At 67.8% G+C, this 17,435-nt stretch carries 14 protein-coding genes; 6 read left to right on the top strand and 8 right to left on the bottom strand.

The genetic code is table 11. The features are described 5' to 3' along the window. Positions 1 to 28: 28 nt before the first annotated feature. Positions 29 to 1,033, bottom strand: coding sequence for a ligase-associated DNA damage response exonuclease (locus AC6CIE_RS27200; RefSeq protein ID WP_175125251.1), 1,005 nt, complete (start codon positions 1,031 to 1,033; stop codon positions 29 to 31). A 299-nt stretch (positions 1,034 to 1,332) separates the two neighbouring features. On the opposite strand from AC6CIE_RS27200, the gene AC6CIE_RS27195 reads away from it, so the two are divergent. Beyond that, positions 1,333 to 2,736, top strand: a complete 1,404-nt coding sequence (locus tag AC6CIE_RS27195) for a 3-deoxy-D-arabino-heptulosonate 7-phosphate synthase (protein ID WP_498094858.1) — start codon at positions 1,333 to 1,335, stop codon at positions 2,734 to 2,736. Here AC6CIE_RS27195 and AC6CIE_RS27190 read toward each other — a convergent pair. Further along, positions 2,715 to 3,680 carry a LysR family transcriptional regulator gene (locus AC6CIE_RS27190; protein WP_498094856.1) on the bottom strand — a complete coding sequence of 322 codons (966 nt, stop codon included), beginning with the start codon at positions 3,678 to 3,680 and terminating at the stop codon, positions 2,715 to 2,717. The two genes, AC6CIE_RS27195 and AC6CIE_RS27190, sit on opposite strands and share 22 nt — an antisense overlap. Before the next feature lie 104 nt (positions 3,681 to 3,784). On the opposite strand from AC6CIE_RS27190, the gene AC6CIE_RS27185 reads away from it, so the two are divergent. Genes AC6CIE_RS27185 through AC6CIE_RS27175 form a run of 3 tightly spaced genes read left to right on the top strand, consistent with a single transcriptional unit; the run spans position 3,785 to position 7,004 of the window. Further along, positions 3,785 to 4,996, top strand: coding sequence for a CaiB/BaiF CoA transferase family protein (locus AC6CIE_RS27185; protein ID WP_498094854.1), 1,212 nt, complete (start codon positions 3,785 to 3,787; stop codon positions 4,994 to 4,996). After that, complete coding sequence (locus tag AC6CIE_RS27180; RefSeq protein WP_498094852.1) at positions 4,996 to 6,069, top strand: NADPH:quinone oxidoreductase family protein; 1,074 nt, start codon at positions 4,996 to 4,998, stop codon at positions 6,067 to 6,069. Before AC6CIE_RS27185 ends, AC6CIE_RS27180 begins: the two co-directional genes overlap by 1 nt. Beyond that, complete coding sequence (locus tag AC6CIE_RS27175) at positions 6,009 to 7,004, top strand: Bug family tripartite tricarboxylate transporter substrate binding protein (protein ID WP_498094850.1); 996 nt, start codon at positions 6,009 to 6,011, stop codon at positions 7,002 to 7,004. Before AC6CIE_RS27180 ends, AC6CIE_RS27175 begins: the two co-directional genes overlap by 61 nt. A gap of 45 nt (positions 7,005 to 7,049) precedes the next feature. On the opposite strand, the gene AC6CIE_RS27170 is transcribed toward AC6CIE_RS27175, so the two are convergent. The 3 genes from AC6CIE_RS27170 to AC6CIE_RS27160 form a co-directional block, all read right to left on the bottom strand. Further along, complete coding sequence (locus tag AC6CIE_RS27170; protein ID WP_279975217.1) at positions 7,050 to 9,533, bottom strand: TonB-dependent siderophore receptor; 2,484 nt, start codon at positions 9,531 to 9,533, stop codon at positions 7,050 to 7,052. Between the two features lie 122 nt (positions 9,534 to 9,655). Further along, entirely contained in the window at positions 9,656 to 10,594 is a 939-nt protein-coding gene (locus AC6CIE_RS27165; RefSeq protein WP_498094848.1) for a FecR domain-containing protein, read from the bottom strand. 11 nt (positions 10,595 to 10,605) lie between these two features. Then, positions 10,606 to 11,121 carry a sigma-70 family RNA polymerase sigma factor gene (locus AC6CIE_RS27160; RefSeq protein ID WP_498094846.1) on the bottom strand — a complete coding sequence of 172 codons (516 nt, stop codon included), beginning with the start codon at positions 11,119 to 11,121 and terminating at the stop codon, positions 10,606 to 10,608. A gap of 237 nt (positions 11,122 to 11,358) precedes the next feature. Between AC6CIE_RS27160 and AC6CIE_RS27155 the strand changes: the two genes are divergently transcribed. Then, positions 11,359 to 12,378 carry a histone deacetylase family protein gene (locus tag AC6CIE_RS27155; RefSeq protein WP_239214166.1) on the top strand — a complete coding sequence of 340 codons (1,020 nt, stop codon included), beginning with the start codon at positions 11,359 to 11,361 and terminating at the stop codon, positions 12,376 to 12,378. A 23-nt stretch (positions 12,379 to 12,401) separates the two neighbouring features. On the opposite strand, the gene AC6CIE_RS27150 is transcribed toward AC6CIE_RS27155, so the two are convergent. The 3 genes from AC6CIE_RS27150 to AC6CIE_RS27140 all read right to left on the bottom strand — a co-directional run bounded on the left by AC6CIE_RS27150 (position 12,402) and on the right by AC6CIE_RS27140 (position 15,871). Beyond that, entirely contained in the window at positions 12,402 to 13,346 is a 945-nt protein-coding gene (locus AC6CIE_RS27150) for a hypothetical protein (RefSeq protein ID WP_498094917.1), read from the bottom strand. A gap of 110 nt (positions 13,347 to 13,456) precedes the next feature. Beyond that, positions 13,457 to 15,142 carry a GGDEF domain-containing protein gene (locus tag AC6CIE_RS27145; RefSeq protein ID WP_498094844.1) on the bottom strand — a complete coding sequence of 562 codons (1,686 nt, stop codon included), beginning with the start codon at positions 15,140 to 15,142 and terminating at the stop codon, positions 13,457 to 13,459. Positions 15,143 to 15,349: 207 nt separating this feature from the next. Beyond that, a complete protein-coding gene (locus AC6CIE_RS27140; protein WP_498094842.1) occupies positions 15,350 to 15,871 on the bottom strand; it encodes a GNAT family N-acetyltransferase in 522 nt (173 codons plus the stop codon). 234 nt (positions 15,872 to 16,105) lie between these two features. Between AC6CIE_RS27140 and AC6CIE_RS27135 the strand changes: the two genes are divergently transcribed. Further along, positions 16,106 to 17,239, top strand: coding sequence for a metallophosphoesterase (locus AC6CIE_RS27135; protein WP_498094840.1), 1,134 nt, complete (start codon positions 16,106 to 16,108; stop codon positions 17,237 to 17,239). Positions 17,240 to 17,435: the final 196 nt, after the last annotated feature.

Genomic DNA, 17,435 nt, shown 5'->3' with positions numbered 1-17,435 from the left:
CCCTGTCGATCTTCGTTCGATGGCCGCCCTAATCGTCTTCGCCGTACTGCGTCACCAGCGTCTCGGCGGCGATGCCGGATTCATTCAACGTACGCACCAGCGCCTCGGTGTCGCCATGCGTGGCGATGACCCGCTTGGCGCCGGTGTCGTGGATAGTGCGCAGCAGGTCGGGCCAATCGGCATGGTCCGACACGACAAAGCCGCGGTCCATGTTGCGGCGCCGGCGGTTGCCGCGCAGCCGCATCCAGCCCGACGCAAAGCCATGCTGCGCCTTGCGGAAGCGCCGCAGCCACGCGCTGCCCGCCGCCGACGGCGGCGCCAGGATCAGCTCTCCAGCAAATCCCGTTCCCGAGGCCGCGGAAGGGCCGTCCGCGTCGATGACCAGACGCGTGTCGGCCAGCGGAACACCGGCCTTGCGATAGACGTCCACCCCCGCGGCGATCGCGCCGTGCAGGTAGACGGGCCGGTCCGCAAAGGGGATCAATTCAGCCAGCACGCGCTGCGCCTTGCCCAGGGCGTAGCAATAGAGAATGGCGGCCTCGCCGCGCGCGGCGCAGTGATCGCGCCATTGCACGATGTCGCGCGCCACGTCCGAGGCGCTGGGCCAACGGTAAATAGGCAGGCCAAAGGTGGCCTCGGTGATGAAGGTGTCGCAAGGCACGACTTCAAACAGGCTGCACGTCGGATCGGGCTGGCGCTTGTAGTCGCCGGACACGACCCAGACTTCGCCATCGACTTCGATGCGCACCTGCGCCGATCCCAACACGTGGCCCGCCGGATGCAACGACACGCGCGCGTTACCCAACGTGAAGACTTCGCCATAGGCATGGACCCGATAGTCCTGGTCGCCCAGCCGCCATTGCAGGATAGGCAAGCCTTCGGCGCTGGTGTGGTAGCGCCCCATGCCGGAACGTGCATGATCGCCATGACCATGCGTCAGCACGGCGACCTCGACGGGCCGCCACGGATCGATATGAAAGCCGCCGGCTGGGCAATACAGGCCTTCCGGACGCAATTGCACGATGTCGCGCATGGGACCTCCCGATCGGCGCGGCGCGACGGTTTCGCGGCCGCATGTCTTTGGTTATACCCCGCGAGGACGCAGAAAAAGTGCGCTGAAAACGCACCGCTAACATCCGATGAAAAATTAAAAGTTCAGTTGCAGACGGGGGCAACGTAAGCCGGTAGTGTGGAGCGGTGGCTTAAAGGAGAGAATATGCGCACCAATCACATCCTCACGATTATTGTTGTGGTCGTCGTCGCTTCGATCGCCCTGTCGGTCGTTCCCTGGTAATTCCTTGGCAGCGAGGCCGGACATGACACGGAACCTTCATGCCCTCTGCTTTGCCGCATTCCCTGCTGGACCTGACGCTGCGCGCCATCCCGCGTCGCTATCGCGTGGGTCCGATGCCCGCGGCGCGCAGCGGGCTTGAAGTTTCCGACCCGGCGACGGCGCTTGCCATCGCCATCGAACAGGCCCGCGTTGCGCTCAGTGCAGACGCAGCGCCGTCATCCGCCTGTGAACGCCTGTTCTTAGACGCGCTCTCGCAACTGATTCGGGACGCACTGCGCGAAAGCGGCGGAGATTCCGCGTTTCAGGCCATGGTGCTGCGGCATCAATCCCCGCTGGTGCGCGAATACGCTTCGTTGTCGGCGCTCGCCCAGGCGGACCGGCGCGCGGTACGTACTGCGGTCGATGCGTTTGCGCACCCCGGCAAGCGCCGCGGGATGCCGGCAGGGCCGTTGGCGGACAAGCTGGCGTCCTTGCATGCGGCGGCGGCAGCCGAGGACTGGGCCGCATTGACGCAAGGCGCCGAACACCTGCTTGCGGCGCCGCCATTGGATGCCGCGACAAGCCCGGCGATTTCCGCGCCGCTGGACCGGTTGCTGGGCGACCCCGCCTTGGCGCGACTGCGGCGCATGGAGACGTTGTCCACGGATCCGCTGGTGCAACGCTATCAACATCTTTGGCAACGGCAAGGTCCCCGCCCCGGCACGCCGCAGGCCGCCGCGCGGGGGCTGGACGCGCGCCGCCGCGGCATCGCCGTTGAAGCGTTGGCCGAAGGTGCCATTGCTGCGATGGCCACGCAGCTTGCGCAAACGACGGGCGAAAGTTATCGGGTGGTCACGTCAATGCACGTCCCGGCGTCGATCCCGGGCAACGCAGACCGCGCCAAAACCGAATGGGACGTAGCGCTGCTGCGCCAGTCGGCCGGCGACGCCGCGGCGCCGGTCTGGGATGTGTGCCTGCTCGTTGAGGCCAAGGCATCAACGGACGCGGCGACGACGGATCTGCCCCGCTTGCTGCGCGGTCTGCGATTGCTTGCGCACGCAGACGCACAGACCACTTATGTGTTCGAAAGCCACCAGGGGCCGGTGCGGCTGCGCGGTGCGGCGTTGGCGGCGCTGTCGGTGGACGACGTTGATCTTGCCGGGACGATTCTCTACTTTTCCGACGCGCCGGCGGATACCGCGCCGCGGCTGCTGAATGCCGCTTGCCGGATGCAGCTGTTGTCAGCGCAGGAAAACCTGGACTTCGCCAGCGCGTTGGCCGCAGGCGAGGCGCCGGATGCGTCGGCGCTTTCGCCGGTGTGGCAACAGTTGCTGGTTGCGCCTCGCTGGAGCGCCGTGCTGAACCAGTTCGCGCTGTTGCGGCAGGTGCGTGAGCTGATGGTGCATGTGGATGACGTGCACGCTGCCATCACGCGCTTGGGTCAGGATCGCGCCGGCGCATAAGCGCAGTCGCCCGCGGCCGCTCCGCTCCAATCCGGCGCATGCCGCTCGATGTGCGCGCGGATGAAATCCGCCAGCACGCGCGTCGCCATGGACGGGAACCGGTTGGGCGCGGTCAGCAGGTAGATGGCGTCGCCCACCCCCTCGGGCTCGTACGCGGGCAGCACCTGCACCAGCGTCTCGTCACGCAGCAATTCCCACACGGCATAGCGGGGCAGCAGCGCCACACCCAAGCCCGCCAGCACCGCATCGCGCAGGAAGGGATAGTCGCCCGACTGCAGCCGCGGCGCGACGCGCAGGATCAGCGGGTCGCCATGCGTCTGCTTGAGCCGCAGGTCGAAGCGCCGGCCCAGCGATTGCGGCGCGATCAGGTCGCAGCGGCCCAACTGCTCCATGCGTTGCACCGGCCCGTTGCGCGCCAGGAAATCCGGCGACGCGCACAGGCACCACTGAATGTCGCACAGCCGCCGCGCCACGTGATCTTCGGGCGGAGACGAGGTGATCTTGAGGGCGATGTCGACTTCAGCGGAGATCAGGTCGCCGATCCCGTCGTTGATGTGCACACGCAGCGCAATGTCGGGATGCGCGCGCGCAAAATCCAGCAGCACGGGGGCAAGATAAAGGTGGCCCAGGCCGGTGGGCAGCCGGATGCGCACATCGCCGCGCACGGTCCCGTCCAGGCTGTCGATGGCCGCCTGCACCGCGCGCATCTCGTCCAATAATCGGATGCCGTGCTGGTACAGCAACTGGCCGGCCTGCGTCAGCTCGACATGCCGGGTGGTGCGCCGGAACAGCTGCGCGCCCAGATCGAGTTCCAGCCGCTTCAGGCGGTGCGACATGTTCGACCGCGTCATGCCGCAACGCTGCGCGGCCGCGCTGAGGTTGCGCGACTCGACCATCGCGACAAACAGTCTGACGAGGTTCAGGTCCGGCTTATTGTCAATCATGGTTCACCATTCCCGGCACAAACCGGTGGATTGTCCAATGCGTCGGCCGAGTCTAGCATCGTCTTCATCGCCTTCGAACCCTTGCTCCGGACCGACATCCACCCATGCCCACCCCGTTGACCGACGCTTCCAGCGGACCCTATTCCGGACTGCGTGTGCTGGACCTCAGCCAGGGCATCGCGGGCCCGTACTGCGCGCAGATGCTGTGGCAGCAAGGCGCCGACGTCGTAAAGGTGGAACCGCCAGACGGCGACTGGGGCCGGCACGTCGGTGTGCTCCGCGACGACCAGAGCGCGCTATCCATCGCCTACAACGCCGGCAAACGCGGTGTGTGCGTGGACGCGCGCCAGCCGCAAGGCAAAGTGCTGCTGGCGGACATGGCGCGGCGCGCGGATCTCGTAATCCAGAATTTCCGCCCTGGGGTCGCCGAACGCATGGGGGTGGGCTACGACAGCCTGGCCGCACGTTGCCCGGGCCTGGTCTACGTGTCCATCAGCGGCTACGGACCGGACGGCCCCTACGCCAACGCGCCCGCCTCCGACTCCGTGATGCAGGCGGATAGCGGCCTGATGTTCGCCAACCAGACACCCGCCGGCGAGCCGCGCCGCATCGGCCTTCTGATGGCGGACATCGCCACCGCGCTGTACGCCGTGCAGGCGGCCAGCGCCGCGCTCTACCAATTGGCGCGCAGCGGCCGCGGCCAGCATGTGCAGCTGAATCTGCTGCAGGCCTGCGCGGCCTTGCAGGTGAACGACATCCTTGCGTACGGCATTGCGGGACAGCGGGAGGCCGTGGCGGTCAGCGCCCCCAACGGCGTCTTCGACACCGCGGATGCGCGCCTGTCCGTGCTGGCGTTGAACAACGACCAGTTCGCGCGCTTGTGCCGCGCGCTCGAACGAACCGACTGGCTGGCGGACCCCGCCCTGTCCACCAACGCAGGCCGCATGGCGCAGCGCGAGCGACTGCATCGGGAAATGGCGGAACAGTTGGCGCGGCGCCCTGCCGCGCACTGGGTGGAGCGCCTGGCGCGCGAGGACGTGCTGCACGCGTACGTGCGGGACTACGACGGCCTGGCGGCGCATCCGCAGGCCACGCATCTGGGACTGCTGGAACCGCTGGCGCAGCCCGGCGGCCAGCCCCTGCCCTATGCGCGCGCGGCAGGGGCCTTGTCACGCCGGCCGCTCACCGCGGCGCCGGCGGTTGGCGAGCACACCGTGGATGTGTTGACCGAGTGGGGCGTCGCGCCCGCCGACATCCAGGCCATGCTGCATGCCGGCGTGCTGCGCCAGGCGGAATGCGGCAAGGAGGCCCGCTGATGCGCGCCCTGGTCTGCCATCGCCATGGTCCGGTTGAAGACGTGTTGCCCGGCGAGCTTCCCGAGGCGCCGGCGCCCGCGCCCGACGAAGTCACCATCGCCGTCGAGCATGCCAGCGTCAGCCACGCAACCAAGCTGCTCATCGAGGGACGCTATCAAAGCCGTCCGCCGCTGCCGTTTGCGCCCGGCACGGAGGCCGCGGGCCGCGTCATCGCGTGCGGCGCCAAGGTCACGCGGTTCAAGCCCGGCGACAAGGTCGTGGCGCTGGCGCGCTGGGGCTGCTATGCCGAACGACTGACCTTGCCGGAATACACCGTCTATCCCGTGCCCGAGGATCTGCCGCTTCTGACCGCGCTGCCCATTCCCATCTCGTACGGCACGGCATGGGGCGCGTTGTTGTGGCGCGCCGCGATGCAGCCCGGCGACACGGTGCTGGTGCTGGGTGCGGGCTCGGGCGTGGGACTGGCGGCCGTGGAGATTGCGTCGGCGCTGGGCGCGACCGTGCTGGCCTGCGCCAGCACACCGGCCAAGCGCCAGGCCGCGCTGGACGCGGGCGCGGTGCAGGCGTTCGCCGCTGACGAGTCCATGCCGCAGGCCGTCAAGGCGGCCAGCGACGGGCGCGGCGCTGACGTGGTGCTGGACGCGGTGGGCGGCGACGCCTTCGAACGCAGCGTGCGCGCCGCGGCGGCCAATGCCCGCATGGTGTCGGTGGGTTTCGCCAGCGGCCGCGTCCCCGACGTGCCGCTGAACCTGCTGCTTGTAAAGAACATTGCCCTGCATGGGTTTTTCTTTGGCCGCTACATCGGCTGGACGCCCGCGGACGAACGCATCGTCCACGCGCCCGCCATGCAGCGGACCATGTCCACCCTGTTCGACTGGGCCCGCCGCCAGCGGATCCGGCCGGCTGTAACGGCGATCTATCCGATCACCGGTCTTGCCGCAGCACTCGCCGCCCTGGAAAGCCGACAAGTCGTCGGCAAGGTGGCGATCACGATAACGACGGAGACAACCCCATGCGTACCAACGACTTCCGGCGCGCCGCCCGGCCACGCCACCTTGCCGCCGCGGCGCTAGCCGCCTGCTGCGTCAGCCTGCCCGTCGCCGCGGTGGCGGCCGACGCCTATCCCAGCAAACCCATCACGATGGTCGTGCCCTACCCGCCCGGCGGGCCGACCGACATCGTGGCGCGGCTGGTGGCCGCCGAGATGTCCAAGACCATCGGCCAGAACATCGTCGTCGACAACAAGCCCGGCGCCAGCGGCATGATCGGCGCGGACCTCGTGGCGCGCGCCGCGCCCGACGGCTACACGTTCCTGGCCAACGCGTCGCTGCACGTCATCAACCCGTACATCTACGCGTCGATGCGTTACGACGCCTTCAAGGACTTCGCGCCCATCACGCAGCTTGCGGACGTGCCGCTCGTGCTGGTCGTGCCTGAAACGTCGAAGGTGCGCACGGTGCAGGACCTTGTGGCGCAGGGCAAGGCCCAGCCGTTGAACTTCGGGTCGGCGGGCTCGGCCTCCGCGCAACAGCTTGCGGGCGAATCGTTCAAGGTGCGTTCCGGCCTGCCGATGCAACACGTGCCTTACAAGGGCAGCGCGCCCGCGCTGACGGATCTGGTGGGCGGACAGATTCAGTTGATGTTCGATTCCATGCCGTCGGCGATGCCGTTCATCAAGTCGGGCAAGCTGCGGGCGGTGGCGGTGACAACCAGCCGCCGCGTCGATGAACTGCCCGACGTGCCCACCATGGCCGAATCCGGATTCCCGGGCTTTGACATCAGCACGTGGTACGGCCTGTGGGCGCCCAAGGGCACGCCGCCGGCCATTGTGGCCAAGCTGTCCGAGCACGCGGCGCGGGCGCTCAAGCAGCCCAATGTCGTGACGCAGTACGCCGGCCTGGGCGCCAAGCCGGTGGGATCGGATCCCGCCACGTTTGCCCGGTTCAACGTGACCGAGGGCGAAAAGTGGCGCGACATCGTCAAGGCGGCGCATATCACGCCGCAATAGTGGACATCCGCGTCCGCGGGCGGGGCTAGCCGCGCCTGCGGCGTGTCACCATGCGTACTTCAGGGTGGCAAGCACCAGGCGGCCCGCGCCATAGGTGCATGCCGTGGCGGTGACGCAGGTGCCCACGTAGGTGCGGTCAAACAGGTTGCTGGCGTTCAGATCCAGCGTCAGTCCGCGCATCGCGGGCTGCAGCTGTCCAAAATCGTAGGACAGGGCCGCATCGAACAGCGTGACCGCCGGAATCCGCAAGGTGTTGGCAGGGTCGCCCCAATCGGCGCCGATGTAGCGCACGCCCGCCCCCAGTCCCAGGCCTTGCAACGGGCCGCCCTGCACCTTGTAGCCCAGCCACGCGGCCGCCTGGTGCGCCGGCGCGTAATACTGCTTCTTGCCCTGGCGCGACTCCGGCACACCATTGACGATATCCACGTTGGCGCTTCGCGTGACCACCGCATCGACATAAGCGTACGACGCGATCAGATCCCATCCCCGCGCCAGGTTCGCCTTGCCTTCCAGCTCGATCCCGCGCGCGCGGATCTGGCCGGTCTGCGTCTGAAAGCCCGGCGGCCGTCCGGGCGTCGTGTCGCTGGTCAGCACGTTGTCCTGCGTGAGCTGATACGCCGACAGCGTGACCAGGCTGTCGCTGCCGGGCGGCTGGTACTTCAGCCCCGCTTCGATCTGCCGGCCCTCGGCAGGCCGGAAGGGATTCGAATTGAAATCCGTTCCCCCCGTTGGCGCGAAGGACGTGGAGTACGCCACATACGGCGCCAGGCCGTTCGCCATCAGATAGGTCAGCCCCGCGCGCCCCGTAAAGGCGGAATCGTCCTGCGACGTCTTGGCCGACGTCAGCTGGTTGCGCGTCGTGCTGCGCGCCATGTCGTAGCGCCCGCCCAGCGTGAGCAACCAGCCGCCATAGGAAATCTGGTCCTGCATATAGACGCCCGTCTGCTCGGTGTCTTGCCGCGTGTCGATGCGCGGGATCAGATCGCGCAGCCTCGGGCGCGGCTTGCCATAGACGGGGTCGAAGAGATCCAGCGCGGGCACCCCGGCAATGACGTTGGCGAATTTGTAGGTGTCGCGCATGTCGAGATAGTCGAGGCCCATCAGGAATTCGTGTCCGACGGCGCCCGTGCGGAACCGCGCGATGGCCTGCGTGTCAACATTCAGCGTGGCGCCGGTGCCCTGCCCGCGCGTCATAGTGCGCGACCACGTCCGCATGTCGACCGGACTCAGCAGATAGCCGACGGCGGTGCGGGCCTCGCCGCGCATGTGGCTGTAGCGCAATTGCTGTTTGACGCTCCAGGTGTCATTGAACGCATGCGTGAACAGATAGCCCGCCGAATATTGCTCGCGGTCATAGCGATCCCAGCCGGGTTCTCCGGGAAACCGGTCGCGCGGGATGCGGCCATTGGGATTGCTGTAAAGCGTTCCTGCGGCGGGCAGGTTGCCGTACAACGGCACCTGCCGGTCCTCCTGGTAGAACCCCAAGAGGCTCAGCGACGTGGCGGCGCTGGGCCGCCATGTCAGCGCCGGTGCCACGAAAGTGCGATCGTCCTTGGTGTAGTGCGAAGACTGCGCGGCATCGCGGGCCAGCGCCACCAGGCGGTAGCTCCACACGCCGGCCTCGCCCACCGGACCGCTCAGGTCCATCGCGGCCTGGGCACGTCCGTAGCTGCCGGTCTGCAGCGCGATCTCGCGCTGCGGCGTGGCAGTGGGCAGCTTGCTTACCATGTTAATGAGGCCGCCGGGATTGTTCTGGCCATACAGCACCGACGACGGCCCCTTGAGCACCTCGATCCGTTCCAGGCCATAGGGCTCGATCTGCAGCATGCCGAAGCTGTAAGCGCCGAAGGGCAGGCGCGCGCCGTCCAGGTTGTTGCGCGCCCCGAAGCCGCCGCGCAGATAGATGTTGTCGTAGCGCAGATCCGTGCTGCCGCCCGGCGCATAGACGCCAGGCGTGTAGGCCAGCGCCTCGACGATGCTGCGCGCGCCGCGCGAGGCGATCTCGTCCCGCGTGACGACGTTGACCGTCTGCGGGATTTCGATGATCGGCGTGTCGGTCTTGGTGCCGGTGGCGCTGCGCAGCGCGACGATCCCCGTCACCGGTCCGTAGGCGGATTCGTTCGCGCCCTCCACCCGCACCGCGGGCAGCAGGGCCGTGGGTCCCGGCGGCAACAGCTGAAGCGTGAAGACGTTGGCCGCGTCGCGGCGCGCCGCCAGATTGGTGCCGGCCAAGAGGCGGGCCAGGCCCTCCGCCACCGGCCACGTCCCTTGCAGGCCCGCCGTCGCGCGGCCTTCAGCCAGGGCAGGGTCAAACGACAAGTTGATGCGCGCCGCACCGGCAAAGGCCGTGAGCGCCGGCCCGAGCGGACCGGCCGGAATGTTGAAGCGGGTGGACGCCGCCGCGGACGATGCCGCCTCGCCGGATTGCGCGTGCGCCTGCGGCGCGGTCACGGCCAACGCCGCACATAGCGCGCCCGCGGCGGCGCGGCGTTGCGGCCAGGCCGCGGAAGGAGTGAATCTGGAAGACATGCTGATCCCGACAGAGTCCAAGCGAAGGTGCTTTATGAACATGTCGGACGAGCGCAAAAAAGGTGACATGCGGGAGGACACGCGTTGCGGTGACAACTTGCCGGACCGCGCCGCGCCGGGTCTCAAGCGGGAACGACGCTGACCCAGTATCGCGTCCGGGTCACCACGCGCACGGGCAGGCTGCGCGCCACGGCGAACAGCGCGGCGTCGGTATCGTCCAGCTGAAAGCCGCCGGATATCCGCAGATCGGCCACGGCGGGATCACAGCGCAGCACGCCGGGGCGATATCGCCCCAGTTCCCGCAGAAAATCCCCGAGCCGCTGGTTGTCCGCGTACAGCACGCCATCCAGCCAGGCTGCGGGAGAGTGCCGGCTGGAGGCAGGGGCCTGCACCGCCAACGCTGAGAAATCCACGCGCTGCCCGGGTTCCAGCACGAGGCCTGCCGTGTCCGCGCGCGGTTGCACCCGGACCCGGCCTTCGATGACCGCCACGCGGGTGCGCGCGTCCATCTGCCGCACCGAAAAGTACGTGCCGAGCGCCTGCGCGCTGCCCTCGGCGGTACGCACCAGCAAAGGCCGGGGATCGGCAGTTGCCGAATGCGCCGAGCGCAGCAGGATTTCCCCTTCCCGCAGCCACACCAGGCGCTGCGCGGCGTCGCAGGCCAGATCCACCGCGCTGGCGGTGTTGAGCACCAGGATGGCGCCGTCGGGCAGTTCGATCCGGCGGCGTTCGCCACTGCGCGTGGCGTAGTCGGCCGTCCATTGCGCCGGGGCCGCGCGCCACGCCAGCCAGCCGGCAGGCGCCGCCACGATCAGCCCGGCGAGCACCTTCAGCCCCGCCCGCCGCGACGCCGTGGCGTGCACGGTGGCGCGGCCCAGGCCGGGCGGCAGACCGCCCAGCTTGGCCAGCACCGCCTGCGCCCGCGTCCACGCACGGTCGTGCTCATCGCTGCGCTGGCGCCAGCGTTCGCACGCCAGACGGTCGGATTCCGAGAAACGCCCGGAATGCAGGCGCACCAGCCACTCGGCAGCCTCGCCGGCAATCTGTGGGTCGATCGGCATGCCCGCGCCGTTCATGTGTCCGCGAGGATGCAATGGGTGAACGCCTCGGCCATGTGGCGTTTGACCGTGCGGACGCTGACGCGCATTTCGGTGGCGATCTGCTCGTACGTCAGGCCATCCAGTTGCGACAGCAGAAAGGCCGCTCGCACCTTGTCGGGCAGCGCGGCGAGCAAGGCGTCCACCTCGCGCAGCGTCTGCAGCACGGCGAGCCGCTGTTCCTCGGAAGGCGCGTGCCGCGCCGGCATTGCGGCCAGGACCTCGAGGTACGCCTGCTCCAGCGCCAGCCGCCGATACAGGTCCACCATCAACCGCTTGGCGATGGTGGTCAGATAGGCGCGCGGTTCCTGCAGATCCGGCAGGGCCCGACGGCGATACGCGCCAAGCAATCCGACAAAAGTGTCCTGCGCCAGATCCGCCGCATCCGCGCTGTTGCCCAGCCGGCGCCGCAGCCAGCCGAACAGCCAGCCGTGATGCGCGTCGTAAAGCCGCTGCACGGCAATGGCGGGAGAGGGGTCGGAAGTCGGCATGGATCGCGCCAGGCAAATTATCTAAATAGGAAGCAGTCGCAATTATCCTGATTAAGCGGCGGCGTGACAACGTCGATTGCCGAGCATGAATGCCCGATCATCGGCCGGGGTTGTCTGCTCGGCGCATTCCCCGGGTTTCCCCTCATAAGCAGCGCCCTTCCCCTGGATAAGAATTCAGGGTTGCTGATCCGCGGCCGCCGCGCATGTGGCGTGCCAACCAACCCAGAGGTCCCAGGCATGAAGGCGTTCTTCCACGACGATCAAAAGCTTCACCATCCGCAGACCTACTTTTCGCGCGGCAAGATGCGCACGCCGCAGGAGGTGCCGTCGCGGCTGGACGGCCTGGTGCAGGCGGCGCGCAAGCTGGGATTCGACGTCCAGGCGCCCGCCGACGACGGGGCGGGTGCGATCGCGGCGGTCCATAGCCTGGATTACCTGCGCTTCCTGCAGGACGCGCATGAGGACTGGATGAAGCTGCCCGGCGACTGGGGCGGCGAAGTGGTGTCGAACGTCTTCGTGCGAGAACGCAACGCGCTGCGCGGCGTGCTGGCCAAGGCCGGACGTTACCTGGCCGACGGCAGTTGTCCGGTCGGCCCGAAGACGTGGCAGTCGGCGTATTGGTCGGCGCAATGCGCCATCGCGGGCGCCGATGCCCTGCTGGCCGGAGACCGCAGCGCCTACGCGATCTGCCGCCCGCCCGGTCACCACGCGCGGCGCGATGCCGCGGGCGGCTTCTGTTACCTGAACAACGCCGCTATCGCCGCAGAGCGGCTGACGTCGGGATTTCCCCGCGTGGCCATCCTGGACACGGACATGCACCACGGCCAAGGCATCCAGGAGATCTTCTACGAACGCAGCGACGTGCTGTACGTGTCCATTCACGGCGACCCCGAGAACTTCTATCCGGTGGTGGCGGGCTTTGAAGACGAGCGCGGGGCGGGCGAAGGATACGGCTACAACATCAACCTGCCCATGCCGCACGGCTCGCCCGAATCCGTGTTCTTCGACCGGTTGGCGCAGGCGCGCCGCGCGATCACGTTGTTTCAGCCCGATGCGCTGGTGCTGTCGCTGGGATTCGACATCTTCGAAAAGGATCCGCAGGCCATGGTCAGCGTGACCGAAGACGGCTTCGAGCGATTGGGCCGCGAGGTGGGCGGACTGAATCTGCCCACGCTGATCGTGCAGGAAGGTGGCTACTACATCGAAGGCCTGGAATCGAACGCGAAGCGGTTCTTCGCGGGTCTGGCCGGCGCCTGATCCGACGGCGGGCAAGCTGGCCGTCAGAAGCTGACCGCCAGTCCCACCGAAAAGCCCGACACGTTGTTGCCGAAGACATAGCGTCCCACCAGCCGCGTGCGCGTGATGATCACGTCGTACGCGCTGGAGTCCAGTTCCAGCCCCGCCCCCAACGCGGTCAAACGGTCGAAGCCGAGCGCCCCGCGCTGGTCGCCCAGGAATTCCGAGTGCGTCAGCTCAAGCACATACCGCAGCGGGCGCTGCAACAGCACGAACCCGGTGGGCGCCCGGTAGCGCGCCCACAGGTTGGCGGACTGCGCCACCGCATTGCCCTGCACGGCGGACGAGCTGTCGAAGCTCTTGAGCCGGATGTCGGAATAGCGCAGCTCCACGTCCACTTCGTAGCCGGGCCGGTAATGCTCGTAGTCCAGCATCAGCGATCCGCCCAATCCGTAGGCGTTCAATGAGCCTCGGTCCAGGAAGTCCACCTCCCTGCCCGTGCGCTGCCCGACATACCAGCTTGCGGCTCGCAGGTCGCTGGTGACGTTGCCCAGCGCGAAGTTGAAGATGGGCCGCAGCTTCAATTCATCGGTCAGCTTGAAGTCCCACCCGATGCCGCCCGTGGCAGACACGCTGTTCCACTTGGTCGGGATGCTGCGCGTTTCTGCGCCCTGCGTGGCGACGAACGTCGGGTCGTAGCGGCTGCCCGCGATGACGCCTTCCAGATAAATGGGCACCGACTTGGACACCGTGTCGCCACCGCCGAGCTGGGTCATGTAGAAGCCGGTGGATCCCGACGTGGATCCCCCGCCGCCGCTGATGGACAGGGAGCTTGTCGTGATGTCGGGCACGATAGAAAAAGACATCAACGCCAGCACGCCGTTCGCGCGCTTTTGCAGATCGTCTTGCGATAAGCGCACGGTTGGCTGCGCCGCCGCGCCCGACGCCGCTGCGCACGCGCACGCCGCGATCAGCCTTGCCGACGTCATACCGGCCAGCCGCCTGGCCGTCTGCATTCGATTCGACATGCCATTCCCCACGTTTCCGACGCGTTTCCCGCCTCATGCGCAAGCGTGATTCCCAGGGCGGCTGGCCGTGTTCAAGCCTGCGCCGCCGCTTCCCAAATCGTCACCCGATCCCGCCCCGACTGCTTTGATTGGTACAGCGCCTGATCGGCGCATTTGATGACGGCCTGCGGCGATGCGCCGTCCCGCGGCCACTGCGCCACGCCTACGGACACGGTCACCGGACGCACGCCGTCGGGCATCGGGCGCGCCGCGACGGCCGCCCGGATGCGCTCGGCCGCCTGGGCTGCAGTCCGTGCCGCGGACCGCGTGGCGTCCTGCGCCGTGTCCTGCGCCGTGTCCTGCGCCGTGTCCTGCGTCGTGTCCTGCGTCGTGTTCTGCGTCATTTCGTGCGCCGTGTCCTGCGTGTCGTCCTGCGCTTCGTCCTTCCCGCCCCGCTGAGGCAGGATCATCACGAATTCCTCGCCGCCGATGCGAAAGGCCTGATCGCCGGCGCGCACGTTCTCCTGCAGGGTCCGCGCCAGCGCCACCAAGACCTTATCGCCCGTGGGATGGCCATACACATCATTGATCTGTTTGAAGTGGTCGAGATCGAGCGCGATGACCGCGAACGGCGACGCGGCGGCGACCAGCTCGTCGATCCGCGCGCGCAGGGCGCGGCGATTCATCAGCCCGGTCATGGGATCGGTCAGCGATTCCGTGTTCAAGCGGCCGACTTCGTCCCGATGGCGCGCTTGCGCGGCGGCCAACGCCTGCCGCAGCTTTTCGGCCTCGAAATACCAGGTCTTCAGCGTGGTGGCGCGCAAGGCCGTCGGACCAACCGGCTCGTCGCTGGCGAAGGCGTCAGCCAGGCGTGCGAGGGGCCGCGCGATCGCGTAGGCGCATGCGCTGACGAGCAACAAGGTCAGCACCACAGCCGGCACGGCGAACTGCAGCGACGCGCCCAACAGGTCCTGGAGGGGCGACAGCGCGCTGTCGAGCGGACGCTGCACCACGACCGCCCAGTTGCCCTTGACCAGCGGCGCGTATCCCGCGATCACCGCCGCGCCGGAAGCGTCCATGACTTGCTCGACGCCCGGCCCCGTCGCGGGCGACAGGCGCGCCTGGACCGCGCTCGCAATGTCCGCGTCCGCGCCATGCCGGTACAGCATCTGACCCTCGCCGTTGACCAGATACACGGAGGTGCCGTCCGCATACGCATGCTGGCCGACGAGCCGGTCCAGGCCGCCGCCATGCTCCAGCACAACGATGGCGGCGAGATAGCCTGAAACCGCGTTTTGCGGGCCAGGCACAGGTTCCACCAGTGTCAGCGTCGCAAAGCGCGCGCCGGGCAGGCAGCATGGCCGCGCCCATTGCCCCGCGCGCAGCTCCCGTACGCCCAGTTCGTCCAGTTGCTTGATGGCGGCCAGCGGCGACGGACTGTCCTTGGACCGGCTGGTGATCCGGCCACCGGGATCGGCCAGCAGCACCGCCGTCACGCCTTCGATCGTGCCGGCCAGATCCGACAGTTCAGCCTGCAGCGCGCCGGGCGCATCCGCCAGCCGCGGGATGCGGTTTGCCCCGGCGGTAAGCTGCCGGTCGCCCGTCTGGATATACAGATTGATGATGTCCGCCAGCTTCTGCGCGTAGGCCAGATTGGCGTCGAGCGTGTTCTTGACGACCTGCGTCTTCTGCGCCTGGTAGCCCGCGTACATGGCATTGAAAAAGCCGACCGCCACGCTGAGCACCGCCAGCGAAATAAGCACGGTCAACAAGCGCACTCTGCGTTCTCTTGCCATGTCGCTCCTGAGGGGAGAGCACCGCGAATCGCCCGGATCGGCGTAGCTGCCGGATGCGCGCGCCACGGAGGACGACTGCGCAGTCACCGGCGCGGGCTGGCGCACCGGGATAACGCAGAATACCGAACTATTTTTGGGTAATCCAGCGGTCACCAACCGCAGTTCGGCACGCCCAACGCGGCGCTTGGGCTATGCGTCCGGTGCCTGCTGCAGGCGCATCGCGACGCGCCGCTCAACCGGCAGCCCGTGGCCGGCCTCGGCCGCCAGCACCGCATGCAGCCGTGAGCCGGGCACTGCCTGCACATCGCGGAATCCGAGCCGCGCATACCAGGGCGCATTCCATGCCAGGTCGCGAAAGGTCGTCAGGGTGACCGCAGCCAGGCCGGATGCCCAGGCATGGCCGCACGCGGCCTGCACCAGGGAGCGGCCAATTCCCATGCGCTGATGACCGGCATCGACCGCAAGCTCCCGCAAGTGCAACGCGTCTTCGAAGCGCTCGGCGCATAGAAATCCGCACAAGTGGTCCGACGTTTGCGCCACCCATGAGGTGCCCTGCGCGATCAGGCGCAGATGGTCGGCCTCGGACATCACCGCGTCGTCCGCGATCCATTCCAGGCCGGGCGCGGCGCGAAACAGCGCGCCCGCGGACCGTTCGATCGCGGGCAGCTGCGCAGCATCCTCGGGGCGGGCGGGGCGGATAAACGTGGACAAGGCGACTCCAGATTGCGGCGGGCGCATGCGATTCTACGCCCCGCTCTGGTTGACGCTCCTCTCTGCCGGGAGTCAGACACCGATCTGCCACGACCCGCCATCAACGCGCGCCATGTTTCAGCCGCCGCGCAGAATCCAGTGTTTTAATCGGCGCTCCCTCGCGGGAAATTTCGTCCGGGCGGCAGCGAGACGCCGGGCCGGGCGATTCCAACAACAAGATTCAGGATTTCGCACGTGTTTCATGTCATCACAGGGCTTATCGCGCTCTACGTCATCTGGCGCTTCGTCTGGCAATTGAAGTGGCCCGCTTCCAGCCGAGTGCTGCTGTCGATATTGGTCGTGCTGGCCGCCGAGCACCATCTCATCACCCGCAACTTCTTCGGCACCATGGCGTCGCCCGAGGTGCCCGCCGCCGTGCTGATGACGCTGGGCTGGGCATTTGGCGCGCTCATTCTGCTGGCCAGTTTTCTCTTCATTACGGATGTGGCCGGGATCATCGTGTCGCTGTTCTCGCGCGGACGCGGACGCGCGCTGCTGGGCTGCACGCGTCTGCGCGCTGGGTCCGCCGTGGCCGCGCTTGCGCTGTCCGCCGTTGGCGTCTGGCAGGCCGTGCGCGTGCCGGAGGTCAAGACGATCGAGGTCGCCTTGCCCAACCTGCCGCAAGCGTATGACGGCTTTCGCATCGTGCACCTGACCGACCTGCACGCCAGCCGCCTGCTGCAGGGCGACTGGATGCAGGCCGTCGTGGCGCGCACCAATGCGCTCAAGCCGGACCTGACGCTCATCACCGGCGATCTGGTCGACGGCACGCCTGCGGCGCGCGCCGCCGACGTGCAACCGCTGGCCGATCTGCGCGCGCAATATGGCGTGGTGGCGATTCCGGGCAACCACGAGTATTACGCCGAGTACCTGGGCTGGATCGAGGCCTTCAGGAAACTCGGCCTGCGCATGCTGCTCAATGAACACATGACAATTGAACGCGACGGCCAGCCGCTGGTCCTGGCGGGCATCACCGACAGCGTGGCAGCGCGCGTGAACCAGCCGCTGCCGGACATCGACGCGGCCATGAAGGGCGTTCCGCCGTCGTCGGCGGTGATCCTGCTTAGCCATCGGCCCGTGGGCGCTGAGCGCCACGCGCAAGCCGGCGCCGGCCTGCAGCTGTCGGGCCATACGCATGGCGGCCAGATTCTGGGTCCGCATTTCATCACCCAACTGGCCAACGAAGGCTATGTGTCGGGCATGTACCAGGTCGGCAACATGCAGCTCTACGTGAGCAACGGCGCGGGCCTGTGGCCAGGCTTTCCCATCCGGCTTGGCCGGCCGTCGGAGATCACGCAGATCGTGCTGCGCGCCGCGCCGCCCGCCTGACGCGGACCTGCCACACACGCGGCGGCGCATTGACAAGCGCCGCCGCGCTGACTTAGCATTCGGCCCTGCTTTTTCAACGCCTTTCGCTTCTTGGGTGCAACCGTGTCTGCCATTCGTCAATTCGCCTGAACGCCGACGAGTACCGTCCTGGTACCGCGGTCAGCCTGCCCGCATTCGCTGCTCGACGCCATGTAAT

The sequence above is a fragment of the Achromobacter sp. GQ309 genome (assembly GCF_059759315.1).
The sequence above is the reverse complement of the archived record's forward strand: the minus strand, read 5'-3'. Positions and strand labels throughout refer to the sequence as shown.